We start from the raw sequence: 25200 nt of genomic DNA, 5'->3' as shown, positions 1-25200 counted from the left end.
ATCTAAAACTTAAAAAGTAAATCTAATTTGTAAAAATGAAAAATAAATTAATCGCACCATCGCTTTTATCAGCAGATTTTGGAAACCTGCAACGCGACATCGAAATGCTAAATGAAAGCCAAGCAGATTGGTTACACGTTGACGTGATGGATGGTCGCTTTGTACCAAACATTTCTTTTGGTTTTCCTGTGATGAAAACCGTGCAAGCACACGCAAAGAAATTTGTTGACGTTCATTTAATGATTGTTGAACCAGAAAAATATGTGGACGAGTTCATCAACATGGGCGCAGACTTGGTTTCTGTACATTTGGAAGCTTGCACGCATCTTCATCGCGTGATTAATCAAATCCAAGATAAAGGCGCAAAAGCGGGAGTTGTACTTAATCCAGCTACGCCAGTTATTTTGTTGGAAGACATTATCAAAGAAGTTGATTTGGTTTTAATAATGAGTGTAAACCCAGGCTTTGGAGGACAAAAATTCATTGAAAACACTTATAAAAAAGTGAAAGAAACCAAAGACATGATTTTGGATAACAACTCAACAGCATTAATCCAAGTTGATGGCGGTGTTAATCTAGACAACGCTTCTAAGTTATTTGACGCTGGCGCAGATGTTTTGGTTGCGGGTAACGCCGTTTTCGCTTCCGAAAATCCAGCAAAAACCATCGAACTTTTAAAACTTTAATTTTAATTAAAGTTCTAAACAATAAAAAGCGACATCCAAAAGGTGTCGCTTTTATTTTTCTTTAAAAAATTTCTTAGAAAATTTCTCTTCCAGAAAAATGGAATTGCGCTTCGATTAAAGCATTCTCATCAGAGTCTGAACCGTGTACAGCATTTTCTCCAACGCTTCTTGCAAACATTTTTCTGATCGTACCTTCCGCAGCATCAGCAGGGTTAGTAGCACCGATTAATGTTCTGAAATCTTCCACAGCATTATCTTTTTCCAAAACTGCAGCAACGATTGGTCCAGAAGACATAAAATCTACCAACTCACCGTAGAAAGGTCTTTCTGAGTGAACTTCGTAGAATTTCTTAGCGTCAGCTATTGTAAGCTGAGTAAGTTTTAAAGCTTTGATCTTGAATCCTGCTTCTGCAATTTTCCCTAAAATAGCACCAATATGTCCATCTGCAACCGCATCTGGCTTAATCATGGTGAATGTAATTTTTCCTGACATTGATTTTTTAATTATATACTATGCAAATTTACAATTTTTTATATATATTTGTCACTGAATTTCTCAATAAGAGATAGTAATAATTTTTGGCACACAGTTTGCTACTATTATTATGATTCTCATGTTTAATTTGAGTTTTCATGGTTATTAGTTTTTACCCAGCTTCGGCTGGGTTTTTTGTTTTATAATAATTAGCCTGGAAAACCGCATCAACACGACAAAAATTCTTTGGGCGCCATTTCCAGCTGTCACTAGTCGCTTTTTTTAGTATGGCTAATTCTAGGAGGCTACTGAGCGGAGTCGAAGTACCAAAGCCATCTCAAAAAGGAGCTCCAACATGCCGTTCCATCTGGGCCGCAACAATCTGCTGGTTTTATTGCGTTTTACTTCATAATAAAAAAAGGCTTTCAGGGTTTTAAACCCTGAAAGCCTTTTCCAATTTTCTTCTCAACAGAAAAAAATGTTATAAAATTTATTTTACTTGTTGTTCTTCCGCTTCTTCCATCAATTTTAGATAATTGATATAGCGACTGCCTTCGATTACGTCATTTTCGACGGCATCTAGAACAGCGCATTTAGGTTCATTAATATGTAGACAGTTATGAAACTTACAATTCTGCGACATTCTAAAAATCTCTGGAAAATAATGTTGAATCTCCTCTTTTTCAACATCAATAAGTGCAAACTCTCTAACGCCAGGCGTGTCAATCACACTTCCTCCAAAATTCCAAAAGTGCATTTGTGCAAAAGTTGTCGTGTGTTTTCCTTTAAGATGAACATCCGATATTTCGCCCGTTTTAATGTTAAGGTCAGGTTGTAAGGCATTCACCAAAGTTGACTTTCCACTTCCCGAATGACCGAAAAACAAAGACGTTTTACCTTTAATAAAGTCTTTTAAAGCTTCAAGATTAAGATGTGCATAAGAAGAAATTTCAAGGCTATCATAACCAATTTCAGCATAGATAGCTTGCATCTCGTTTAAGATTTCCAACTCCTCATCAGAAAGAACATCGACTTTATTAAATAAAATTAATGGTTTTATATCATAAGATTCACAACACGCCAAAAAGCGATCTAAGAATCCTAAAGAAGTCTCAGGATGTTTTAGCGTAAAAATAATACAAGCCAAATCCATATTAGAAGCGATAATATGCGCTTCTTTAGAAAGATTAACCGACTTGCGAATAATGTAATTCTTGCGAGGAAAGATTTTAGTAATCCACGCAATATCATCTTGCTCCAAAGTAAATTCCACCGAATCGCCCACTGCCAAAGGATTTGTCAATCTGCTTTTTATCAGTTTGAATTTTCCTCTGATGCGTGCTTCATAGATTTTTTTCTCAGATTCTTCCAAAACCTGATACCAACTTCCTGTGGATTTAATGACGATTCCTTGCATTAATTTTAAATAAAAAACTTCACTTTTAGAACGTTGACAAAGCTAAGGATTTCTAATCGCTCTCGCAAAATCAACATCATAGAAGTGAAGTTTAAAAATTGACGTCAAAAACGTTTATTTATTAATCATAATTTTATTCTGAACTTCAATCGATTCTTCATGTATCGCTTTGAAAACTTTTTCGATAAACTCATGGCTCATCCCAGATTCATTAGCTTTTTGAGCGGCATAATCTGCAATAATTCTCCAACGTTCTGGCTGGAAAATCGCAATGTTATTCTCTTTTTTCAAAGTTCCGATTTTCTCAGAAATTTTCATACGTTGCGACAACAACTCAATCAATTGGAAATCCAAATCACTAATCAAAGTTCTATGTTTTCCCATCTCGTCTTCGTAACCAGAAATATCAGATTTACGAATCTGGATACTGTTAATCATATCCGCCAAAACTTCTGGTGTAATCTGTTGCGAAGCATCACTCCACGCTTCATCAGGATTGCAGTGGCTTTCAATAATCGCACCTTCGTAACCAACATTGAAAGCTTCTTGTGTAACGCCCGCCAATCCAGTTCTGTTTCCGCAAATATGCGACGGATCGATAAACATAGGGATATTCGGGAATTGATGTTTGAAGTCTAAAGCAATTTGCCAGTTCGGGATATTACGGTATTTTGTCTTTTGGTAAGTTGAGAAACCGCGGTGGATAACACCTAAATTTTTAACATCTTGACCTAAAAGTCTTTCTAATGCACCAATCCACAAAGCCAAATCTGGATTCACTGGATTTTTAACCAAAACTGGCTTATCAATACCACGAAGTGCTTGCGCAATTTCCTGAACCGTGAAAGGGTTAACTGTTGAACGTGCGCCAATCCAAAGGACATCGACATCCGCTTCTAAAGCTGCAAAAACGTGATGTGCATTTGCCACTTCCGTCGCCGTTTTGAAACCGTATTCTTCTTTCACTTTTTTAAGCCAATTAAGACCGATAACGCCAACACCTTCGAAGCCGTTTGGCTTGGTACGAGGTTTCCAAATCCCAGCACGGAATACAGAGACATCAGCGTCACTTTCTTTAAGTCTTTTAGCGGTTTCTAACATTTGGCTTTCACTTTCTGCAGAGCAAGGACCTGCAATAATGACAGGTTTTTCGAAGCCTTTTATCCAATTATTTTCTAGTTCGTTTAAGTTCATTTTATCTAAATATTTGCTGAGTTAATACACGTGTTAATCTGTTATAAATGAGGATTTATAATTCTTTTCCAAAAAAATGTCGTTTAAAAAAAATCTTAAATGATTACAGAAATGCGAAAAACGCACTTTTTTTGAGAAAGAAATTTAGTTAGCTGTACCAATAATATCGGTAAGAACTTTCAAAATTTCTAAAATAATAAGCACCAAAAAAGCTAAATAATCCACCAAAAGTAAAGGCAGATTCTAAAGTTGTTGAATATGGAAATTGGTTTGATTCCATTGATAATTCCTTTATTACAAAGGTTTTACTAGCTATTTTTGATTAAATAATCTACCACACTTGGGCAGAAATACAAGACAAAGGTAAAACTTTATGGCAAATACAAAGTATTTTTTTTCATTTTTTTTAAATAAATGAAATTTGGATAAAAATTTTAAGTCAAATCAAAACGCATCAAATCGTTAAGATCCTTTAGAACAGGATTAATCTCAGCGAACTTTTCGAATAATTTTTTCTTAGTCATCACTTCCTGAACAATCGTTTTATCTTCTTTAAAGTGAAGTTTTATTCCATAATTTTTTACTTTATGTTTAAAATGATTCACAAATTCTCCAGCAACTTTATCGAATTCTGCTTTCGCAGTTGATGACGAAAACAACACTTCAATCTGGTCTTCGTGGGTTTTTGTCAGTCTAAAATTGTTAATCGCATTGTAAGCGACCGAATCTATTTTCGATAATTTAAGAAGGAAAGCCTTCCACTCTCTTTCGACATCAGGTTGCGAAAAGTGCTCTTTTGGTAAGTCTTCTTCAGCAGGAGCAAAAAGCTCTTCCGTCTCCTCTTTTTTGTTCATAAACGCATTAATGCTGAACTCAGAAGGTTTTGCTTGTTGTTGCAAAGGTTTTGATGCTTTTTCAACTTTTGGACGTTCTTCAGGAAAAGTAGGCGCAGATTTTTTAACCTCAGTTTGTACTTTATTTTGAGGAACTTGTGGCGTCGAAGTCGTTGGTGTTTTAAGATTAGCTTGAAGAAGTGGCGCTAATATTAAGAACTTTTTTTTTTAGCTTCCAAGCCAGCTGTAAGACTCGAAAGTTGCATCAAAGCAATCTCGACAGTCAAACGTGGATTTTTAGAATTTTTATAATTAATATCCGCAAAGTTGCAAATTTCGATGGCGTCGATTAATTGTTGTGCCATCCATTTTTGACTTTGGTCAAAGAATTTTTGTTTGGTCTTCTCCCCAACTTCGATTAATGCTAAAGTTTGAGGATTTTGCGACATCATCAAATCACGGAAATGGCTTCCCAATCCAGCGATAAAAACATGTGGATCGAATCCTTTTTTAACAATGGTATCAAAAGCGGTTAACACTTCCGGAATTTTATTTTCTTTTGCTAAGTCAACAATGTTAAGATATTGGTCGTAGTCAAGGATATTAAGAACTTCCGCCGCTTTTTCTAAAGTAATATTCTTTTGAGAAAACGTTGACAATCTATCAAAAATCGATAAAGCGTCACGCAAAGCACCATCCGCTTTCTGCGCAACCATATAAAGTGCGTCGTCTTCGTAAGTTACACCTTCTTTGTCAGCGATTTTTCTAAGATGATCTTGGATGTCCTCAATGGTGATTCTTTTGAAGTCGTAAATCTGACAACGTGACAAAATTGTCGGAATAATCTTATGTTTTTCCGTTGTTGCTAAAATGAAAATTGCGTGTGCAGGCGGTTCTTCCAAAGTTTTAAGAAAAGCATTGAAAGCAGCCGTTGACAACATGTGAACCTCGTCAATAATATAGACTTTGAACTTCCCAACTTGTGGTGCGAATCGCACTTGATCCGTTAATTCTCGAATATCATCTACCGAGTTGTTAGATGCAGCATCGAGCTCATAGATATTTAAAGCAAAACCATCGTCATCGCTAGCACCAGATTTTTCGTTAATTTTTCTTGCCAGAATTCTCGCACAAGTCGTTTTACCAACACCACGAGGTCCACAAAACAACAATGCCTGAGCTAATTGATTTTCATCAATTGCATGCTCCAAAGTATCTGTAATGTGAGATTGGCCAACAACGGTATCAAACTCTTGAGGACGGTATTTTCTAGCTGAAACAACGAAATTTTCCATTGCTCAAAAATAGGGAATATATTTGAATTTTAAAATCTTTATCCAATTTTTAACCTCAGAGTCTTTTTTAAATTTTAACGGAGTTCTTTAATGCTACTACAAAAAATATCTGCTTAATTTTCAGGCTCCGTTAAGGCAATTTTTAATTTGATATATTTTATTTAGCCCGTTAAATCTTCATGTATCAAACGAAAAATTCATATCAAATTAGCTCTGAAAATTTTAGCAATAAAATTTAAACAGACTCTAAACAAAAAAGCCGACTTTCGTCGACTTTCTCTTCCAAAACTACTAACTATAATGTTGTCACGCGGACATCAATTCTTCGATTTTTGGCTTTACAATCTGGTGTATCATTCGCTTCACATACTGGATGCTCTTGTCCATAACCTTCAGTTTCGATACGGTCGCCAGCGATTCCGGACTCTGTCATTTTTAGTTTTGCAGCGTCTGCTCTTTCTAAAGATAATTTTTTATTTCCTTCGACATCGCCTGTATTATCGGTATAACCACCGAGTTTTACTTTTAAATCAGGAAAATCTTTCATAATCGCAATTAAGTTATCAAGTTGCGATGCCGACGAAGCTTTCAAATTACTTTTTCCCGATTCGAAATAAAGATTTTCAATTGTAAACCAAGCCGTTTTATCAACCAAACAAGCATCTTTTACTTTAAGTTTTTTATACAAATTATAAAGTTAGCTATTTGCACCAAGATTAATTTCTTGACCAGAATTTAATGTCACTTTTTCCAAATCTCCAAGTTCGTAAACGAAGTCGCCATCAGCATTTACTGTTCCTAAAACAAATGGTTTTTCTTCAATAATTTCAATTTTTTGTTCAGAACCAGAAATCATTTTAGAATTGAGGTTTTCAATCTTTTCTAAACGTTCTTTAATAATTTTATCACCAAACATATTTGCCAATGTTGGTGCAATCACCAAAGAAACGATGGACATTAATTTAATTAAAATATTCATTGATGGCCCAGAAGTATCTTTAAATGGATCACCAACTGTATCGCCAGTCACTGAGGCTTTGTGCAGATCCGAACCTTTATAATAAGTTTCACCATTAACGACAACACCTTTTTCAAAAGATTTTTTAGCATTATCCCAAGCGCCACCAGCATTATTTTGGAACATTCCTAAAAGAACGCCACTCACAGTTGCACCTGCTAAAAATCCGCCCAAAACTTCGGGACCAAAAGCAAAACCAATAATTAAAGGAGATAAAATTGCAATTGCACCTGGTGGCATCATTTTTTTAATCGAAGCATCAGTAGAAATTGCTACGCATTTTTCATATTCTGGTTTTGCTTTACCTTCCAAAATGCCTGGTATCTCACGGAATTGTCGTCGAACTTCCTCAACCATCGCCATCGCCGCTTTACCAACTGCTGTAATCGCCAAAGACGAAAATATAAACGGAATCATCGCGCCTACAAATAATCCCGCCAAAACATCAGCACGATAAATATCGATACCATCAATACCTGCAATCCCAACAAAAGCCGCAAATAACGCCAAAGCCGTCAACGCCGCCGACGCAATCGCAAAACCCTTACCAGTCGCAGCTGTGGTATTACCGACCGCATCTAGAATATCAGTTTTCTCACGAACTTCACTAGGAAGCTCGCTCATTTCTGCAATTCCACCAGCGTTATCAGCGATTGGTCCAAAGGCATCAATCGCCAATTGCATCGCCGTCGTCGCCATCATCCCCGCTGCGGCAATCGCAACACCATAAAGTCCAGCGCACAAATAGGATCCATAAATTCCTCCAGCTAAAACTAAAATCGGAAGCATCGTAGATTCCATACCGACAGAGATTCCGCCAATAATATTAGTTGCGTGACCTGTACTTGATTGTCGAACAATGCTTTTAACAGGACGTTTGTCCATTGCTGTATAATATTCTGTAATGATACTCATAAGTGTACCGACAACCAAACCAACGATAATTGCTCCGAAAACGCCATTTCGAGTAAAGTCAAAACCGCGAAGTATCATTTTTTCTGGTAAAATATATTGAACTAAAAAGTAGCAAGCAATTGCTGTGATAACAATACTTCCCCAGTTACCCAAGTTAAGCGCATTCTGAACTTTAGAAGGATTAAGCCCTGCAGAATCACTTATTTTAACAAAGAAAGTTCCGAAGATTGAGAAAAGAATACCAAGACCTGCAATTAACATTGGTAAAAGAATTGGCGCAAAACCACCAAACTGATCGACAGATAAAGTTTCTCTTCCCAAAACCATTGTCGCTAAAACCGTTGCGACATAAGAACCAAACAAATCGGCTCCCATCCCAGCAACATCACCAACATTATCACCAACATTATCGGCAATAGTCGCAGGATTTCGAGGATCATCTTCAGGAATACCCGCTTCTACTTTACCCACCAAATCGGCACCAACATCGGCAGCTTTTGTATAAATACCGCCACCAACACGAGCAAACAACGCAATAGATTCTGCTCCCAACGAAAAACCAGTAAGCACTTCGATAGCGCGTTCCATCTCGTGAGAATTGACCAGTGCATCTGGCGCAATCAAATGTTTAATAATAAGATACAATGAACCAAGACCTAAAACCGCTAAACCAGCAACGCCCATTCCCATGACCGAACCGCCTGTGAAAGAAACTTTTAGTGCTTTAGAAAGACTTGTTTTGGCAGCTTCCGCTGTTCTAACATTGGCTTTGGTTGCGATTTTCATACCGATAAAACCAGCTAAAGCGCTGAAAACCGCACCAATAACGAAAGCTAAACCGATTGACCAATGCGAATTAGAATTCGAAAAACCCATAAAGCCAAGTAATAAGGCGACAATAATGACAAAATAAGTGAGAACTTTGTATTCTGCGGTTAAAAAAGCCATCGCACCGTCGGCGATGTAACCACTAATTTCTTTCATTCGGTCATTGCCTGCAGGTTGCCTGCTAACCCAATTACTCTGAAAAAAAGTATACAATAAGCCGACTACTCCAAATAGAGGAACTAAATAAAATAAATCCATAGTTTATTGTTTTAATATTAAAAATATGATTGGTTTGATAAATATATAAAAAATACCAAATACTAAAGCAAAAACAATAATTTGGAAATTTATTTAAAATCTTATTGAATTTTAAAAATGAATCTGTATTAAAATTTAATCAAAATCCATTAAAAACAAAAAGAGCAGACAAAATGCCTACTCTTCTATAAATATTGAAATTTTATTTTAAAAATTATCCACCGTAATTTTTAGCATAATCTTTTTGAGAAGCTACAATAACTTCTTTTGCATGATCTGCACCGTAGATCTCATCGATTCTACAATTTGCAGGTTCGAAAGGTAAGTTTTTGTAAGTCAAAAAGTAATGTTGTAATCTAGAAACCTCAGCTTTTGGAAGTTCTGAAATATCGCGAATATGACCGTAAACTTGATCGTCAACTAACACAGAAATAATCTTGTCGTCAGCTTCTCCTTTGTCAATCATTTTGAAACCTCCGATTGGAATAGCATCCATCAAAAGTCCACCAGAATGGATGTTGTGAGAGCTCAACACCAAAATATCCAATGGATCGTGATCACCTTCTGTAACGTCTGTAGAACCTCTTTCGATAGCTAATTTTTTAACTTCTTCATCACAATAAGTTCTTGGTACAAAACCGTAAACCGCAGGGATAATGTTAGAAAATTTTTGAGGACGGTCCACTTTAAGGAAACCAGTTTCTTTATCTACTTCGTATTTGATCGTGTCAGAAGGTACGATTTCTACAAAAACCGTTACTACGTTTGGCGCATCTGGTCCAACAGCAATTCCGTGCCAAGGATGCGATTTAAAATTTGGAATCATAATTTTATTAAACTATTTATCTTTAAATTAATTTATTAACATCATTTCTTAAGCCATCGATGCTTTCGCTGATATAGTCTTCATCATTAACATAATTCATCAAGAATACAGTTTTGAAATCCTCGAGTTTTGAGTCCTCGCTGAGATTTTCGTATGTCTTATGAAGTAGCTGGATGACATTATTTTTAGAAGTCAAAATATTGTCCCACGAGGTTTGGCTAACATACAATTGTTGTGATGCATTATACTCAAACTCTTCGTTAATACTTTTTTCAACTAAAAATAAAAACTCATGAACGGCTAGGTTTTTATCAAATTTCATGACAAGATTCGAAGGTTTTAATCGCTCTAAAAAAAGCGTCATTCTTTCGTATGCTTGTAATTTAATATCGTTATTCGATTTCCCCGAGATCAGTTGTAGTTCCTTCTTCTTAAGGTCAAGAAAGCCATAGACAAACTGTTTTGCGAACACCAAAAAAGGTATAGCAATCAAGATTGTAACGGCATAAGGAAAATAATCTGAGTCGAACATTTTTTATTTTAAATGAGGTTGCAAAATTAATAATAATTATGCTTGTTCTTACTAAAATATTTAATAAAAGTTATTTGCTTTACAAAAGCTTAATATAAATTAGAAAATTCTAGGAAAACAATTTGAAAAAAGCCTTTTGAATAACTTTAGATTTAGGATTCGAAAAACTATGGTAAGGCTTTAGTTCTGGGCGAAATCCACGGAAAAACTCTTCAACATTTGGAAGCTCACTCCCTTCAAAATCGAAGATTCTATGTTCGACATTTAATCTTATAGCGTCGTCTATCAAAACGCAAGCACCACTAAGTTTAACAAATTCTTTATCATTAAACGTCCCCAAAAGTATCGCCGAAAAGTCATCTTCGTACATGGCGATCATATTAATCCATTTGTTATGGTATTTAAAACCATAAAACTTAACGAAATTTAATTTATGAAATTTCTCAAAACGTAAAATAAACTCATCCAAATCTTGGCCTTCAACACCAGTACTATTATTTTGAATAAAATTTTTGATTTCGGAAAAATCAGTGACCAAAATACGTTCGGAATTTTCCAAAACTTCTTGATCTAATCGTAATTTACGTTTTCTTTTTGGTGAATACTTTTGTCGAATTTCCTCATAATTACCTACAGGAATTAAGAAATTCTTCCTTGAAACTAAATGAGTTTTTAAAATATTGACATCATTAAAAGCATAATACCAGACCGCATAATACTTACACAAAGCATCATAAAATTTTTGATTAGCATCAGCATCATCAATCTTTGAAAATACACCAAGTTGTTGACAAAGTTTAGGAAGAATCACGAATTGCAATCCCATTTTTTTTTGTAGCGGCACTGGCATAACTGCTTCGTAATCACCTTTTACAAGGATTTCCCAGTTGCCTTTACCAGCTACGACATCAAGATAATGTGGATAAGCATAACTTTTCCGTTGTACTGAAGTGTTTAAACATTTTTTATAGTTTTCAAAATCAATATCTTGATATTTTACTTTTCTAATCATATCTACAGCATATTTTCGTCCGCAAAACTGAAATAAGATTTTTGCGAAAGAATCAAATGATCTAGCAGTTCAATTTTTAATAATTTTCCTGCTTCTTTTATTTCTTTGGTTATTTTAATATCCTCGGCACTAGGTTTTAGACTTCCTGACGGATGATTGTGCGCTACAATAATACTGGTTGCAACGTGTTCTAATGCTGAACGAAACAACAATCGAATATCGACAACAGCTTGCGCGATGCCACCTTGCGACAAGCAAGATTTATGTATAATTTTATTACTTTGATTTAAAAATAAAACCCAAAACTCCTCATGTCTTAATTCCGAAAGAAAGACTTTAAAAACTTTGTAGGCATCATTACTAGAACCAATTTGTATTTTATCAGGAACTTCTTGCAAAGTTTTACGATTTCCGATTTCTAAAGCTGTTGCAATAGAAATTGCTTTTGCTTCGCCAACACCTTTAAATTTCATCAAATCCTGAATAGATAAAAGACTCAATTGATGCCAATTGTTATCGACAGTTTCCAAAATACGTCGCGCTAATTCTACAGCAGATTCCTCACGGTTGCCACTTCCCATAATAATGGCAAGCAACTCCGAGTCCGACAACGCATTTTTACCTTTTAGTAAAAATTTTTCGCGCGGACGATCATCTTCAGCTAAGAATTTGATACTCATTTTTTGAATTAATTATAAGCTAACAGAATAATTCTCTTCGACGAATTGTCAATATACTTTTCTACTAATTTAAAAAAATTATCAGACAACATCGGACATCCCACAATAAGACAAATTGGATCAGTTTGTTCTTTATCTGGCACACATTTTAATTTGTGCAAAACAATAGCACGATCAAATGCATTGCTGTTAGAATCGTCCAAACCATACAATCTGTAAGACTTTCCACAATCGCCTACATAACTTTCGCCAACAACATTTTTACCAAGTGACGAACGATAAAAACCTTCTACATCACTGAATTTCAGAGACTTTTTTGTTTTTCCTTTGTCTGAACCAGAACCGTGAGCTACCAATCCTTTTTCAAGGATTTGATCATTTTTAAAATCGTAAACAAAAAAACGAAATTCTCCCGAAGCTTTAGTAAAATCAATTAAAAAAGCTAAATCTTGGTTGTAATTTGATGATTTTAGAAAGTTTTTTAATTCAATTACATTTTTGCTAGATGCTAAATCTGCGTTCGTTTGTCCTTTGCTTAAACCCGAACAAGAAAGCAATAACAGAAATACAAAAAATGTAAAAAAGGAACGCATGTTTTAATCTTAAACAATTAATCCATCCTTCATCACCAACTTTCTGTCGGTACTTTCAGCCAAAATCGTGTTATGGGTTACAATCACAAAAGTCTGATTGTATTTATCTCTTAAATCAAAAAATAATTGATGTAAATCGTCTGCATTTTTCGAGTCCAAATTACCCGTCGGCTCATCCGCATAGATGATTTTTGGAGAGTTAATCAAAGCTCTTGCAACCGCAGCTCTTTGCGCTTCTCCACCCGACAATTGTCCTGGTTTGTGATGCATTCTACTTTCGATATTAAGATCTTCAAAAATTGAAATCGCTTTATCTGTCGCTTCTTTCAAGTTTTTGTTTGCAATTCTCGCAGGAATCAAAACATTTTCTAAAGCTGTAAATTCTGGAAGCAATTGGTGAAACTGAAATACAAATCCAATATTTTGATTTCGGAATTTTGACAATTCTTTATCTTTCATATTTAAAAAAGATTGCCCATCCAAATCAATTGAAGTATCAAATTTATTGGGTGTAGAAGGCGTATCCAAAGTACCCAAAATCTGTAACAATGTCGATTTACCAGCACCTGATTCTCCAACAATAGAAACCACTTCACCGTGTTTGATATGGATATCAACACCGCGAAGTACCTCTAAACTTCCATAAAATTTATGAATATTTTTAGCTTTAATCATATTGCAATATAGGAATTAAATCTTCGTAAGTTTTGCGAATTTTAAAATTAAATTTTTCTCGCCCTCGTTCGCGAAATGAACTTTAGCTTTAATATTATTAGGATCTGTTCCGTCTAAGAAAATGACTTCTCCAACACCAAATCTATCATGTCTTACATGATCTCCAACTTGGATATCTTGCGACGATTGTCCTGATGGATTAATGATTCTGGCAGTTGCAACAGGTTTTAGATTTTTCGGAACCGCCTCCTCTTTTGGTGCAGAACCAATCGTACGTTTTGCTTCTTTCTTTTTAAAGAACGGTTTTTCGGAAGTTGGTGATTCATCAAAAATTGAAGAACTAAGTCCCGAACGGTTAATTGTACGGCGCTCCATCGCAGGATTAATAAATTCTAAAAACTCCGAATCGATTTCACTTAAGAAACGCGAAGGCTCAGCATCTGTAATTTTTCCCCATTGGAAACGCGAAATTGCATATGTGAAAAAGGCTTGCTTTTCGGCTCTTGTTAAAGCCACATAAAAAAGACGTCTCTCCTCCTCCAATTCTTCTCGTGAAGAACTACTCATAAAGCTTGGGAAAAGATTTTCTTCCAAACCAACCAAATGTACAACAGGGAATTCCAAACCTTTGGAAAGGTGAATCGTCATCAACGACACCATATCTTCCTCGTCATCGTTGCGTTGCGTATCTGTGGAAAGTGCAATGTTTTCTAGGAAATTAGACAAACTAGCATCACCATCTTCCAATTGCTGTTGCTCTTCCAAAAAACCCTGCATCGAGTTTAACAATTCTTGTACGTTTTCAACCCTCGAAATGCCTTCTGGCGTTTGGTCGTCTTTTAGAAGTTTGATTAATCCACTTCTCTTCGAAACTTCCATGGCAACATTATAAACATTATCTTGTTTTAACATCACTTGGAAAGCTTTAATCATCGACCAAAACTCTCCCAATTTATTAAGAACACCATTATTAAGTCCTAATCTTGGCGCATAAAAACCTAAATTACTCAGCAGTTCCGCAATCGAAATATTATTTTGATCAGCAAAAACAATCAATTTATTTTGTGTCGTTTCGCCGATGCCTCTTGCAGGATAATTGATAACCCGCAACAAAGCTTCGCTGTCATTTTCGTTAACTAAAAGTCGTAAATATCCAATTAAATCTTTAACCTCTTTACGTTGATAGAACGACAATCCGCCATACACACGATACGGAATATTTCGTTTTCTCAAAGCATCTTCGAAAGCACGTGTCTGCGAATTGGTACGATACAAAATCGCAAATTCTTCAAACTTTCGTTGCTCACGATTGCGGATTTCCCAAATATTAGATGCCACGAAATTCGCTTCATCAGCATCAGAAAGACTTCGATAGATTTTTATCTTTTCGCCTTCTTCATTTTCACTAAAAACGTTTTTCTTAAACTGTTGTAAGTTTTTAGAAATAACAACATTAGCAGCGTTGACGATATTTTGCGTCGAGCGGTAATTTTGTTCCAAAGAAACGGTATGCGCGTCAGGATAATCTTTTTTGAAATTTAAAATATTGTAAATATTCGCACCACGGAAAGAGTAAATCGACTGTGCATCATCACCAACAACACAAATATTTTCAAATTTTGAAGCTAATGCTTTGACAATCAAATACTGAGAATGGTTGGTATCTTGATACTCATCAACCAAAATATAACGAAAACGATCTTGATATTTAGCTAAAACTTCTGGAAATCTCGTCAACAACTCGTTGGTTCTTAACAACAAATCATCAAAATCCATCGCACCCGATCGGAAACAAGTGTCGACATATTTGCGATAAATTTCGCCCATCAATTTCATATTCGCACGTTCGTCAGCCTCGATTATTTCGGGATTATTGAAATATGCGTTAACTGTAATCAGGTTATTTTTGTATTGTGAAATTCGTCCCAGAACTTTTTTAGGTTTATAAATATCGGAGTCGATATTCATCTCTTTTAAAACCTTTTTCAGAACGTTAAGACTATCTTGTGTATCGTAAATCGTAAAGTTGGACGGAAAACCAAGATAATGCACTTCACTACGTAACAATCTTGCAAAAACCGAGTGAAAAGTTCCCATCCAGAGCGACCTTGCATCACTTTCGCCGACAACTTTTGCGATACGTTCTTTCATCTCGCGCGCCGCTTTGTTGGTAAAAGTCAAAGCTAAAATATTGAAAGGGTCAACACCATTTGTAATGAGGTGCGCGATGCGCATCGTCAGCACACGCGTCTTGCCAGAACCAGCGCCCGCCAAAACCATCAACGGCCCTTCTAATGTTGTAACTGCTTCGTATTGAGACTCATTTAATCCTTTCAAATAATCCATGTCGTATCCAAAATTTCGGATAACAAAATTAGGGAATTTTTATGGGATTAGTAAGTGACTGATGGGCTAATTCTTAAACTTAAAAACATAGATTCTAGATTTAAGATTTTGAAAATTTAGAAATCGAAGAATAAAGAATTATTTTATCATTTTTAATAAAACCTGTTCAGCTTCTGCTCGAACTTTTTCTTTTGAAAAATTAGAAAATAGATTTTTTTTATGACGTTTTAATTGTTCAAATTGTGACCAAACATCTTCTTTTTCGTTAAAAATAAAATCTAAGTCTGTTTGATAATTTGACGGAAAAACAGCTTGTTTTTCATATTTAATTGCATCACCGATATTACCTGTCATTTTAGAAATTCCATAAAATTCTGGAATGCTCAAAAATTCTGTTTCTTTTTGAACAGGACACCAAAGTACATCTGCTTTTTGCATCCAAACATCAAAATCAGTTTGCGAAACTTTCTCTTGAAAACTGATGATTTCAACTTTCGAATCTAAAATTGGTTTTAAATTATCAATCGCTTGTTGAATCTCAAAACTTGCTTTTCCAAGGAAAACAACTTCTACTTTACAAGTTGGATTTTTAAGATTTTTTAAACTTTCTAAAATATGAAAATAATCGCGACGACTTTGTGAAGCTGCTCCAGGAACCACAATTCTTAAAACCTCATCTCTATTTTCATCATTTAAAAATTGATTAAAAAATAGACCTACATATTCAAATCTCTCAGTAGAAAATGTTTTATCCAAAACCAAAAGACTTTGACCTTTTCGGTACAAAGATGGCGCAGATAACAGACTTTCTTTTAATAATAATTTTAATCGATAACGAAAATCTTTGATAAAAACAGATTTTAACAATTGACTTTTTGATGCTTTAGTAAAATTAAGATTGTGACAAATAATCGCTGAATTATACTTCGCTCGAAACGCTAAAAATGTATTGAAATAACGGTGCGCCGTCCCGATAATCACCAGATCATAATTTTGCTTTGATAGTTGATTCAAAATAATACTCGGCTCCGAAAGTTTAACAGAATTTGATTTAACATCAAACAATTTGTAAACTCTCTCCGACAAATAAAAATCAACATCAAAAATTTCGGAATCTTTAAAAAGTTCGTAAAAATTTTTTGCAATTTCGGCGTGCGTATCTAGTTCAATATAAGCGATTTTCTTCATCTTATTTTGATTTTAGATACTTTTTAAACATGGATTGCCATCGAAGTTGACGGATATAAAGAATCTCGTCGTTGGTCAAAACACGCTCTTGATTTTGTTTAAAATAAGATTTAATTGTAATAAAAAACTCAGATAAAGACTTGGATTTCATAGCTGATTTTGCAGATGAAATCGTCGCCAAAGGAATATCTAAACCAATATTGTAAAAATATTCACCAAGTTTTTCAGCTTTTTGTTTTTTGTATTTATAAGCAGTTGGACGAAGATGTTTCACCCACAAGTCCTTAATAGTTGCAACTTCCCAGCCTGATTTCTGCGCCAACATGACATCGATATTATCCCAACCCAGAACAGCGCGAAGTCCCTTCATTTCTTCGAAACATTCTTTGCGATAAGCCTTAATCGGACCGCGAACATGGTCTTTTGACGACAAATTTTCAAAAACCCAATCGCCTTTTTCGTTTTGAATATAAACCAAACCGCTCAACATTCCCAATTTGGGATTTTGTTCGAAACCTTGACTTATTTTAAAAAGATAATCTTGTGGAAAAACAATATCTGCATCGTATTTGCAAATAATATCTACATCGGATAAATCTTCGTATTGAAGACCTTTTTCGAAGGTTTGGACCACCTTCGCACCAGGTTGATGCTCGGATTTTTGAAGATTTTTAATCCAAAAATGAGGGTGTTTTAGTAAAAACTTTTTAACCAATTCTTGGGTAGAATCGGTAGAACCATCATTAACCACAACACAACGAAAATCCTGCAAACTCTGCTGAGCCAAAGACTCCAAACATCGCAAAATACAAACTTCCTCGTTGTGCGCGGGAATAATGATAAGAAATTTCAAAACTTATATTATTAAAAAGAATTCTGTTTAATCGAAATTTTAAACAATGATTCTGGCGTTTTTGGACTTTCAAAAGTTTTGGTTTTAAAATTCCCTTTTACAAAAACGGCACACATTGTATTTTGGACATGATATAGATGTTGATGAAATTCTGTCGGTAAGGCATCCAAAATAGCTTTGAAAACTTCATATCTAACTTTCTCCGGATTGTAGGCGTAATCGTGCCAAACAACAATTGTATTCTCGTGCATTAGATTCTCAAAAACCTTTTCTGTATCGTGTTTTACCATCTCGTAAGAATGATCGCCATCAATAAAAATAAGGTCAAATTTTTGATTCAAAGATTTAAAATCAAAAGTCTTGGTATTTGATTCTAGATGCTTTATATTTGGATTCTTTTTTGATAAAACGCCATGCAATTCGGCATATTTGGGATTCCAACCTAAATCCATCATTTCCTTTTTAGAGAGGTTAAGCGTATAGCAATTGTCAATGTTTTTGGCAACATTCCAAACACTTTCGCCACGCCATGTTCCGATCTCAAAATAGTTTTTCTTATTTGGAGACAAAGACTTAAGAAGCGCAATATCTGTTGGTAGAGAGCCCCCATCTAGCACAAACAAATCAACATCCGCATCCAAAGGAACACCTAACAATTCGTCAAAAGACAATAGTGGCAATGTCTTTAGATTAGGATATTTTTGAAAATGTTCTTGCTCGCGAACAGAATTCTCATCTAGTACAAGATTGAGCAAACTTGGTTCACTAATAATATTTTGGGTAGCTTTTACTAACTTTTTAAGTTTAGACATTATAATAAATTATGAGGCGTCAACATATTGGCAGGATCAAGAATAGCATCTAGTTTTTCTTGTGTTAAAATCTGATGTTCTAGCACCAAATCGTAAACACTTTTACCAGTTTCTAAAGCTTCTTGAGCAATTTTTGTTGAATTTTTGTAGCCAATATACGGATTTAAAGCAGTAACAATACCAATACTGTTTTTGACCATATTAAGGCAAACCTCTTTATTAGCGGTAATACCGACAATACATTTCTCACGAAGCGTATCTAAAGCGTTGCTCATAAAGTTGTTGCTTTCCATAATCGCGTGACAAAGTACAGGCTCCATCACGTTAAGTTGCAACTGTCCAGCTTCTGCTGCAAATGTTACTGTTAAATCGTTACCGATCACTTTATAACAAACCTGATTAACAACCTCTGGAATTACTGGGTTAACTTTACCTGGCATAATTGAAGATCCGGGTTGCATAGGTGGCAAATTAATTTCAAAAAATCCTGCTCTAGGCCCAGAAGCTAACAAACGAAGATCATTACAAATTTTCGACATTTTAACTGCTAGACGCTTCATCGCAGAAGAATAAATAACGTAAGATCCTGTATCAGGCGTAGCTTCCACCAAATTAGGCGCTGTTACCATCGGTATTCCTGTGATTTCGGCTAAGTTAAGAGCACAACGTTTTGCATACATTGGTGGCGCATTAAGTCCTGTACCAATCGCGGTTGCACCCATATTAATCTCAACAAAGAGAAGTGCGTTATTATTTAGTTTAGAAATATCTTCTTCAAGATTTGCTGCATAGGCTTCAAACTCTTGTCCCAAAGTCATCGGAACGGCATCTTGAAGTTGCGTTCTCCCCATTTTGATAACATCATTAAACTCTACACCTTTTGCGCGGAATGCGTCAATCGTTTTCATTAATTTTTGAACTAAAATCGCATTCATGTTATATAAAGCGATCTTAATAGCTGTAGGATATGCGTCGTTAGTAGATTGTGACAAATTGATATGATCATTTGGTGAACAGAATTGATAATCACCACGTGATTTTCCCATCATTTCTAAAACACGGTTAGCGATAACTTCGTTAGCATTCATGTTAACAGATGTACCTGCGCCACCTTGGATCATATCGATTGGGAATTGATCATCAAATTTACCTTCAACAACCTCATCACATGCTTTAACAATATATTGATAAAGTTCTTCATCAAGCAAACCAAGCTCATAATTGGTTCTAGCAGCACCTTTTTTAACATAACCTAAAGCTTTAATAAACTCAGGAAATTGCGATAATGTCTGTCCAGAAATTTTAAAATTATTAATAGCTCTTTGGGTTTGCACACCATAATAAGCCTGCGCTGGGACTTGTAGTTCTCCTAATAAATCACTTTCTATTCTATAGTCTGTCATACGATCAAATTAAAGTGGAAAGTTAAAATATTTTTGAAGAAGGGAAAAATTTTAAACTTTCTTTTTGTAGATTTTTTTTGAACTAAATTTTAAAGAAAAATGAACAAAAATTAATTCCACCAAAAAGACGATAAAAAAAGCCACTTCAACTATGAAGTGGCTTTTCCGTCGGGGCGGCAGGATTCGAACCTGCGACCTCCTGGTCCCAAACCAGGCGCGATGACCGGACTACGCTACGCCCCGAGGTCAACGAAACTTTAATAAAAAAACTCACAAACAAGTTGTGAGTTTTTTGTGAGCGCGACAGGATTCGAACCTGTGACCGTCTGCTTAGAAGGCAGATGCTCTATCCAGCTGAGCTACGCACCCTTCGAGAGATTACTCTCATTATTTTTAAAAAGTCGGGGCGGCAGGATTCGAACCTGCGACCTCCTGGTCCCAAACCAGGCGCGATGACCGGACTACGCTACGCCCCGAAATATAATATAAGTGCGGAGGGTGTGGGATTCGAACCCACGCGACCCTTTCGGGTCGACAGTTTAGCAAACTGCTCCGTTAACCACTCCGGCAACCCTCCTTACTTTTATTTAATTTTAATGATCGTTTAACTGCTGAATTGCGAGTGCAAATATAGAACACTTTTTAATATCTACCAAATTATTTTTGTAATTTTTTTTCATATTTTTGACCAAGTAAAACACAATAAAAGCCCCATGTATGCGTAATTCACTATATGTCATAGGATTAGGAATCACTTTAGTTTCTTGTGGTTCTCAAAATAATTCTAAAAAAGTTGCAGCAACGCCAAAGCCAGTTGCTAAAACTCAACCAACAACTCCAACTACACCAGTTGTAAAGCCACCTGTTAAACAAGAAGAAGCCGACTTCTACAAAGTGAACATTGCTGACATTACAAAGAATGACAATACCATTAGTTATGGATCAATTGTTGCTGCAAAACCTAATAATTATAAAGTTGTAAAGACATATTTTCCTGCAGTTGCACAAAATTTTCGTCAACGATATGTCATTTTACACTACACTGCTTTGGACAATGATAAGTCTGTATCTGTACTGACGCAACAATCTGTAAGTGCACATTATCTTGTAAACTCTTACGATGATAACGAAATTTATCTTTTAGTTGATGAAAATAAACGTGCTTATCACGCTGGTGTTAGCAATTGGAGAAATGATCAAAATCTTAACGACATCTCAATTGGTATTGAAATCGTAAATGGAGGCTGGGCAACGGATGCAATAGGAACAAAAAGTTTCCCTGGTTTTCCGGAAGAGCAAGTAAAAAAAGTTGCTAGCCTTGTTAAAGATATTGCAACACGTTACAACATCCCTCCTACTAACATCCTTGCACACTCCGACATTGCGCCAACTAGAAAACAAGATCCAGGACCTATGTTCCCTTGGAAAAAGTTGTATGATGAATACCAAGTTGGTATGTGGTATGATGATGCAACAAAAGCTACATTTTTGTCGACGATTACAGAAGAAGATTTTTTAGCACAATATAGCACACCGCAATTTATTTATAAAATACAAACAGCGTTAAATAAGTTCGGATACAAACTTGACAATACAACTGCTTGGGACAAGCAAACAAAGCAAACGATAGAAGCTTTTCAGTATCATTTTCGACCTGAAAAATCAGACGGAGTCTTAGACATGGAGACTTGGGCTATCTTACAAGCTTTAATGCAAAAATACCCTTCTAAATAGGTTTTAAAAGATAGCGTTTCGTTTCGAAATTTTGTTATTTTGTTATTTTTAAATAAAATAAGTCCAAATCAGGTTTGAGCTACGGATATTACGTATGTCCCGGTTCGGGGAGGCTACCTGTACCTGTGCGCCGTGATCGATCTTTACAGCAGATTCGTACTGTCCTGGAGTTTGAGTAACACGATGACTTCGGAATGGTGCAGGGACCCGCTGAACGAGGCCATAGAAAAGTATGGAAAACCCTAAATCATCAACACCGATCAAGGTGCACAGTTCACCTCGGAGTTGTTTACCACCTATGTGGAAAAATTGAAAACGGTGCACCTAAGCATGGACGGAAAAGGACGCGCGCTGGACAATATCTTCATCGAAAGGCTTTTGCGCAGTGTGAAATACGAAAACATCTATCTTTACGCCTACAGCGATGGCCGAGAATGCTACCGGGGACTGGCAAGATACTTCAGCTATTACAACCATAACAGGCGGCATCAAAGTTTAGAATATAGATTTCCGGCAGAAGTTTATCTCAACGAAAACGGCTCAACACCTCAAGAAATATAAAGTTTTCATTTCTTTATAGTTTGTTTGTTCGTCCGGGAAGCAATTTCCGGACGTTTTTTTGACAAATGTCAAAAGATATAAAAACCTGCGGTCGTACCTTTGAGTCATCATTAATCAAAAAAAAATTAATTATGAACACAACCGAAAATCACAGAAAAGTAAATCATCAACCTGATGCAAGCCAAACGCGTCTACAGAATTTACCCACCAACACAATGCCTTTTCCGGATCAGATTGGGAATTACCAAAGAAATATCGGACTTCCGGACGGCAAATTTAAGGACAGCAAAGTTTACATTGTCGGCAGCGGAATCGCCGGACTTTCTTCTGCCTATTATTTCATTCGCGACGGGCAAATTCCTGCCGAAAATATTACTTTTTTAGAGCAGCTCAATATTGAAGGCGGTTCTTTGGATGGCTCGGGAAACGCGGAAACAGGATACATCATTCGCGGCGGCCGTGAAATGGATTTTACCTACGAAAATTTCTGGGATATGTTTCAGGATATTCCCGCTTTGGAACTTCCCAAGCCTTATTCCGTGCTCGATGAATACCGAATTGTGAACGACAATGACCGCAACCATTCTAAGGCAAGGCTCATTCACAACAAAGGCGAAATAAAAGATTTCAGCAAATTCGGGCTCAATAAAAAAGATCAGTTGGCGGTGATGAAACTTTTGCTCGCGAAGAAAGAAAATTTGGACGATTTAACGATTGAAGATTGGTTTTCCGAAACCTTTTTGGAAAGTAATTTCTGGTGGTTTTGGCGCACCATGTTTGCCTTCGAAAACTGGCAGAGTTTACTGGAACTGAAACTGTATTTTCACCGTTTCCTTCACGCTATCGATGGTTTGAACGACCTTTCGTCGCTGGTTTTCCCAAAATACAACCAGTATGACACATTCGTAGTGCCTTTACGGAAACATTTACAGGAACTCGGCGTAAAAATTCAGTTTGGAACCGTGGTAAAAGACTTGGATATCGAAATCGCAGGCGATAAAAAAACCGTCAGAAACATTATCACGGAACAGAAAGGTTCTGAAGTGAAAATTGCCGTACGCGAAAATGATTTTGTAATCGTCACTACCGGATCTATGACGGAAGATACACGCTACGGCGACAATGTTACGGCGCCATTGGTAGATTTTACCATAGAAAATTCCGGCAAATCAAAAGGATGGACGGTTTGGAATAATCTGGCAAAACAATCTGAAGTGTTTGGCAAACCTGAAAAATTCAATTCCGATGTTTCCAAATCAGCGTGGATGTCGGCAACGCTCACCTGCAAACCGTCTGCTTTCGTGGAAAAACTGAAAGAGTATTCGGTGAACGATCCATATTCAGGCAAAACCGTTACAGGCGGTATTATTTCGATTACCGACAGCAATTGGGTGATGAGTTTTACCTGCAACAGACAGCCCCATTTCCCGAATCAGCCGGATGATGTTTTGGTAATCTGGGTGTATGCTTTACTGATGGACGAAAAGGGAAATTACGTTCAGAAAACAATGCCGGAATGCACCGGTAACGAGATTTTGGCAGAGTTGGCCTATCATTTAGGTATTGAAAATCAACTGGACAATATCATACAGAATACGATTGTGAAAACCTCTTATATGCCGTATATCACCTCGATGTTTTTACCGCGTGCCAAAGGTGACCGTCCACAGGTGGTTCCCGATGGTTGCGTGAATCTCGGACTTGTCGGACAGTTTGTGGAAACCAATAACGATGTGGTTTTTACAATGGAAAGTTCGGTGAGAACAGCGAGAATTGCGGTTTATGAACTTCTTGACAGCAACAAACAGGTACCTGATATCAATCCGCTGCAATACGACATCCGTCATTTGTTAAAAGCCGCCAATACTTTGAACGACGGCAAAGGTTTTCCGGGCAGCGGAATTCTGAATAAAGTTTTGAAGAATACCTATTTCGAGCATATTCTGCCGGAAATTTCGCACGACGAACACGATGGTTTTTTCGCGCAGCAGTGGGACAAACTGAAAGGTCTCTTTGAGCATAAGCAAGAAGGGGAGTAATTATTTAACCTGAAAAACCTGAGAGGTCCTGAATACCTGTAAGGTTTTCTAAAATTTAAAAAAAATGACAACAATAAAAAAAATCACCGTAGCCGGAAGCGGCGTTTTGGGTTCGCAGATTGCTTTTCAATCCGCACTGCACGGCTATGACGTGACCATTTACGACATCAATGGGGAAGCCATTGAAAAATCCAAAAAACTGATTGACACTTTTCTGCCCCGATACAAATCGGACCTGCAGATTTCATCCGAAAAACTGGAAGAAGCCTATCAAAAACTGCAGTTTTCAATCAACCTTAAAGACGCGGTTTCCGATGCGGATCTGCTGATTGAAGCCATTCCGGAAAGTATCGGCATTAAAAAGGAATTTTACAGAAATTTATCCAAAATCGCCCCCGAAAAAACCATTTTTGCCACCAATACTTCCACGCTTTTGCCAAGTTTATTGATGGATGAAACCGGAAGGCCGGAAAAATTTCTCGCTTTGCATTTCGCCAACGAAATCTGGAAACACAACACGGCGGAAATTATGGGCACTGAAAAGACCGATCCCGAAGTATTTGCAACACTCGTGGAATTCGCCAAATCAATCGGAATGATTGCGCTGCCACTGAAAAAAGAACAGCCTGGCTACATTCTCAATACGCTTTTGGTGCCGCTGTTGAGTTCAGGAATCACTTTATATGCGAAAGGCGTTGCGGACATTGAAACCATCGACAAAACCTGGATGCTCGGAACCGGTTCGCCAATAGGACCGTTCGGTATTTTGGATGTGGTTGGTTTGGGAACGGTATACCACATTTTTAAAACCGAAGCGGAACGCTCAGGAAATGAGGAAAAAATGAAATTTGTCAACGTGCTGAAAAATCAGTTTATCGATGCCGGAAAACTTGGCGTTTCCAGCGGCGAAGGTTTTTATAAATATCCCAACCCGACTTTTCAGGGTAAAGACTTTTTGAAATAGAAGTTTTCAACCCGTAGTGCATTATAAAAAAGGTTACTCATAATACGAAAATTTCGTATATTG

Annotated in this window: 23 protein-coding genes, 4 tRNA genes and 1 pseudogene; 6 read left to right on the top strand and 22 right to left on the bottom strand. The window is 36.5% G+C overall.

All coding sequences use genetic code 11. The features are described from left to right. The first annotated feature begins 35 nt into the window (after positions 1-35). Positions 36-686 (top strand): ribulose-phosphate 3-epimerase, encoded by a 651-nt coding sequence (gene rpe / locus RT037_RS12050; protein ID WP_313031637.1) that lies wholly within the window; start codon positions 36-38, stop codon positions 684-686. Positions 687-759: 73 nt separating this feature from the next. On the opposite strand, the gene RT037_RS12045 is transcribed toward rpe, so the two are convergent. The 22 genes and pseudogenes from RT037_RS12045 to RT037_RS11940 all read right to left on the bottom strand — a co-directional run bounded on the left by RT037_RS12045 (position 760) and on the right by RT037_RS11940 (position 20416). Next, positions 760-1179: a nucleoside-diphosphate kinase gene (locus RT037_RS12045; RefSeq protein WP_079665896.1), complete on the bottom strand. Its 420-nt coding sequence runs from the start codon at positions 1177-1179 to the stop codon at positions 760-762. Between the two features lie 472 nt (positions 1180-1651). Continuing rightward, on the bottom strand, positions 1652-2578 hold the full coding sequence (rsgA, locus tag RT037_RS12040; protein ID WP_313031629.1) for a ribosome small subunit-dependent GTPase A: 927 nt from the start codon (positions 2576-2578) through the stop codon (positions 1652-1654). Positions 2579-2692: 114 nt separating this feature from the next. Continuing rightward, on the bottom strand, positions 2693-3772 hold the full coding sequence (locus RT037_RS12035; RefSeq protein ID WP_079666989.1) for a chorismate mutase: 1080 nt from the start codon (positions 3770-3772) through the stop codon (positions 2693-2695). A 148-nt stretch (positions 3773-3920) separates the two neighbouring features. Then, entirely contained in the window at positions 3921-4052 is a 132-nt protein-coding gene (locus tag RT037_RS12030) for a hypothetical protein (RefSeq protein ID WP_313031626.1), read from the bottom strand. Positions 4053-4206: 154 nt separating this feature from the next. Then, positions 4207-4671, bottom strand: coding sequence for a hypothetical protein (locus RT037_RS12025; protein WP_313031624.1), 465 nt, complete (start codon positions 4669-4671; stop codon positions 4207-4209). A gap of 146 nt (positions 4672-4817) precedes the next feature. After that, positions 4818-5900, bottom strand: a complete 1083-nt coding sequence (gene dnaX / locus RT037_RS12020; RefSeq protein WP_313031622.1) for a DNA polymerase III subunit gamma/tau — start codon at positions 5898-5900, stop codon at positions 4818-4820. A gap of 295 nt (positions 5901-6195) precedes the next feature. Further along, positions 6196-8919: pseudogene (locus tag RT037_RS12015) on the bottom strand (sodium-translocating pyrophosphatase). A gap of 214 nt (positions 8920-9133) precedes the next feature. Next, positions 9134-9745 carry an inorganic pyrophosphatase gene (locus RT037_RS12010; RefSeq protein WP_079666985.1) on the bottom strand — a complete coding sequence of 204 codons (612 nt, stop codon included), beginning with the start codon at positions 9743-9745 and terminating at the stop codon, positions 9134-9136. A gap of 22 nt (positions 9746-9767) precedes the next feature. Further along, entirely contained in the window at positions 9768-10277 is a 510-nt protein-coding gene (locus RT037_RS12005) for a hypothetical protein (RefSeq protein WP_079666984.1), read from the bottom strand. A 109-nt stretch (positions 10278-10386) separates the two neighbouring features. Next, positions 10387-11289: a hypothetical protein gene (locus RT037_RS12000; RefSeq protein ID WP_313031615.1), complete on the bottom strand. Its 903-nt coding sequence runs from the start codon at positions 11287-11289 to the stop codon at positions 10387-10389. A gap of 2 nt (positions 11290-11291) precedes the next feature. Further along, a complete protein-coding gene (radC, locus tag RT037_RS11995; protein WP_313031608.1) occupies positions 11292-11969 on the bottom strand; it encodes a RadC family protein in 678 nt (225 codons plus the stop codon). Positions 11970-11977: 8 nt separating this feature from the next. Next, positions 11978-12562 carry a murein L,D-transpeptidase catalytic domain-containing protein gene (locus tag RT037_RS11990; RefSeq protein ID WP_313031603.1) on the bottom strand — a complete coding sequence of 195 codons (585 nt, stop codon included), beginning with the start codon at positions 12560-12562 and terminating at the stop codon, positions 11978-11980. Positions 12563-12571: 9 nt separating this feature from the next. Continuing rightward, entirely contained in the window at positions 12572-13237 is a 666-nt protein-coding gene (locus tag RT037_RS11985) for an ABC transporter ATP-binding protein (protein WP_312324472.1), read from the bottom strand. Positions 13238-13252: 15 nt separating this feature from the next. Further along, complete coding sequence (locus RT037_RS11980; protein ID WP_313031598.1) at positions 13253-15583, bottom strand: UvrD-helicase domain-containing protein; 2331 nt, start codon at positions 15581-15583, stop codon at positions 13253-13255. Positions 15584-15721: 138 nt separating this feature from the next. Beyond that, positions 15722-16771: a hypothetical protein gene (locus tag RT037_RS11975; RefSeq protein ID WP_313031596.1), complete on the bottom strand. Its 1050-nt coding sequence runs from the start codon at positions 16769-16771 to the stop codon at positions 15722-15724. Position 16772: 1 nt separating this feature from the next. Further along, entirely contained in the window at positions 16773-17624 is an 852-nt protein-coding gene (locus RT037_RS11970; RefSeq protein WP_313031593.1) for a glycosyltransferase family 2 protein, read from the bottom strand. Positions 17625-17635: 11 nt separating this feature from the next. After that, positions 17636-18436: a class I SAM-dependent methyltransferase gene (locus tag RT037_RS11965; protein ID WP_312323147.1), complete on the bottom strand. Its 801-nt coding sequence runs from the start codon at positions 18434-18436 to the stop codon at positions 17636-17638. Beyond that, complete coding sequence (gene aspA / locus RT037_RS11960) at positions 18436-19839, bottom strand: aspartate ammonia-lyase (RefSeq protein WP_312323149.1); 1404 nt, start codon at positions 19837-19839, stop codon at positions 18436-18438. Before aspA ends, RT037_RS11965 begins: the two co-directional genes overlap by 1 nt. 168 nt (positions 19840-20007) lie before the next feature. Next, positions 20008-20082, bottom strand: a tRNA-Pro gene (locus tag RT037_RS11955). 52 nt (positions 20083-20134) lie between these two features. Further along, a tRNA-Arg gene (locus RT037_RS11950) sits at positions 20135-20208 on the bottom strand. A 32-nt stretch (positions 20209-20240) separates the two neighbouring features. Continuing rightward, positions 20241-20315 (bottom strand) — tRNA-Pro (locus tag RT037_RS11945). A gap of 16 nt (positions 20316-20331) precedes the next feature. Further along, positions 20332-20416, bottom strand: a tRNA-Ser gene (locus RT037_RS11940). Positions 20417-20556: 140 nt separating this feature from the next. Here RT037_RS11940 and RT037_RS11935 point away from each other — a divergent pair. From RT037_RS11935 to RT037_RS11915, 5 genes are all read left to right on the top strand, one after another. Continuing rightward, a complete protein-coding gene (locus RT037_RS11935) occupies positions 20557-21573 on the top strand; it encodes an N-acetylmuramoyl-L-alanine amidase (RefSeq protein WP_313031588.1) in 1017 nt (338 codons plus the stop codon). Between the two features lie 87 nt (positions 21574-21660). After that, positions 21661-21819 carry a DDE-type integrase/transposase/recombinase gene (locus RT037_RS11930; protein ID WP_409456514.1) on the top strand — a complete coding sequence of 53 codons (159 nt, stop codon included), beginning with the start codon at positions 21661-21663 and terminating at the stop codon, positions 21817-21819. An 84-nt stretch (positions 21820-21903) separates the two neighbouring features. Continuing rightward, complete coding sequence (locus tag RT037_RS11925; RefSeq protein ID WP_312323152.1) at positions 21904-22134, top strand: integrase core domain-containing protein; 231 nt, start codon at positions 21904-21906, stop codon at positions 22132-22134. A 131-nt stretch (positions 22135-22265) separates the two neighbouring features. Continuing rightward, positions 22266-24173, top strand: a complete 1908-nt coding sequence (locus RT037_RS11920) for an oleate hydratase (RefSeq protein WP_313031659.1) — start codon at positions 22266-22268, stop codon at positions 24171-24173. A 64-nt stretch (positions 24174-24237) separates the two neighbouring features. Then, a complete protein-coding gene (locus RT037_RS11915) occupies positions 24238-25137 on the top strand; it encodes a 3-hydroxyacyl-CoA dehydrogenase (protein WP_313031585.1) in 900 nt (299 codons plus the stop codon). The last annotated feature ends 63 nt before the right edge of the window (positions 25138-25200 follow it).

Origin of the sequence: Soonwooa sp., from assembly GCF_032062245.1 — a bacterium.
In the GTDB taxonomy this organism is placed as follows: domain Bacteria; phylum Bacteroidota; class Bacteroidia; order Flavobacteriales; family Weeksellaceae; genus Soonwooa.
The sequence above is the reverse complement of the archived record's forward strand: the minus strand, read 5'-3'. Positions and strand labels throughout refer to the sequence as shown.

Coding starts and splice junctions, on each gene's coding strand:
- RT037_RS12010 (WP_079666985.1), bottom strand. CDS start 9,745: ATGATTCCAAATTTTAAATCGCATCCTTGGCACGGAATTGCTGTTGGA.
- RT037_RS12035 (WP_079666989.1), bottom strand. CDS start 3,772: ATGAACTTAAACGAACTAGAAAATAATTGGATAAAAGGCTTCGAAAAA.
- RT037_RS12005 (WP_079666984.1), bottom strand. CDS start 10,277: ATGTTCGACTCAGATTATTTTCCTTATGCCGTTACAATCTTGATTGCT.
- RT037_RS11980 (WP_313031598.1), bottom strand. CDS start 15,583: ATGGATTATTTGAAAGGATTAAATGAGTCTCAATACGAAGCAGTTACA.
- RT037_RS12030 (WP_313031626.1), bottom strand. CDS start 4,052: ATGGAATCAAACCAATTTCCATATTCAACAACTTTAGAATCTGCCTTT.
- RT037_RS11925 (WP_312323152.1), top strand. CDS start 21,904: ATGGACGGAAAAGGACGCGCGCTGGACAATATCTTCATCGAAAGGCTT.
- RT037_RS11990 (WP_313031603.1), bottom strand. CDS start 12,562: ATGCGTTCCTTTTTTACATTTTTTGTATTTCTGTTATTGCTTTCTTGT.
- RT037_RS11985 (WP_312324472.1), bottom strand. CDS start 13,237: ATGATTAAAGCTAAAAATATTCATAAATTTTATGGAAGTTTAGAGGTA.
- RT037_RS11975 (WP_313031596.1), bottom strand. CDS start 16,771: ATGAAGAAAATCGCTTATATTGAACTAGATACGCACGCCGAAATTGCA.
- RT037_RS12000 (WP_313031615.1), bottom strand. CDS start 11,289: ATGATTAGAAAAGTAAAATATCAAGATATTGATTTTGAAAACTATAAA.
- aspA (WP_312323149.1), bottom strand. CDS start 19,839: ATGACAGACTATAGAATAGAAAGTGATTTATTAGGAGAACTACAAGTC.
- RT037_RS11935 (WP_313031588.1), top strand. CDS start 20,557: ATGCGTAATTCACTATATGTCATAGGATTAGGAATCACTTTAGTTTCT.
- rpe (WP_313031637.1), top strand. CDS start 36: ATGAAAAATAAATTAATCGCACCATCGCTTTTATCAGCAGATTTTGGA.
- radC (WP_313031608.1), bottom strand. CDS start 11,969: ATGAGTATCAAATTCTTAGCTGAAGATGATCGTCCGCGCGAAAAATTT.
- RT037_RS11915 (WP_313031585.1), top strand. CDS start 24,238: ATGACAACAATAAAAAAAATCACCGTAGCCGGAAGCGGCGTTTTGGGT.
- dnaX (WP_313031622.1), bottom strand. CDS start 5,900: ATGGAAAATTTCGTTGTTTCAGCTAGAAAATACCGTCCTCAAGAGTTT.
- RT037_RS11965 (WP_312323147.1), bottom strand. CDS start 18,436: ATGTCTAAACTTAAAAAGTTAGTAAAAGCTACCCAAAATATTATTAGT.
- rsgA (WP_313031629.1), bottom strand. CDS start 2,578: ATGCAAGGAATCGTCATTAAATCCACAGGAAGTTGGTATCAGGTTTTG.
- RT037_RS12045 (WP_079665896.1), bottom strand. CDS start 1,179: ATGTCAGGAAAAATTACATTCACCATGATTAAGCCAGATGCGGTTGCA.
- RT037_RS11920 (WP_313031659.1), top strand. CDS start 22,266: ATGAACACAACCGAAAATCACAGAAAAGTAAATCATCAACCTGATGCA.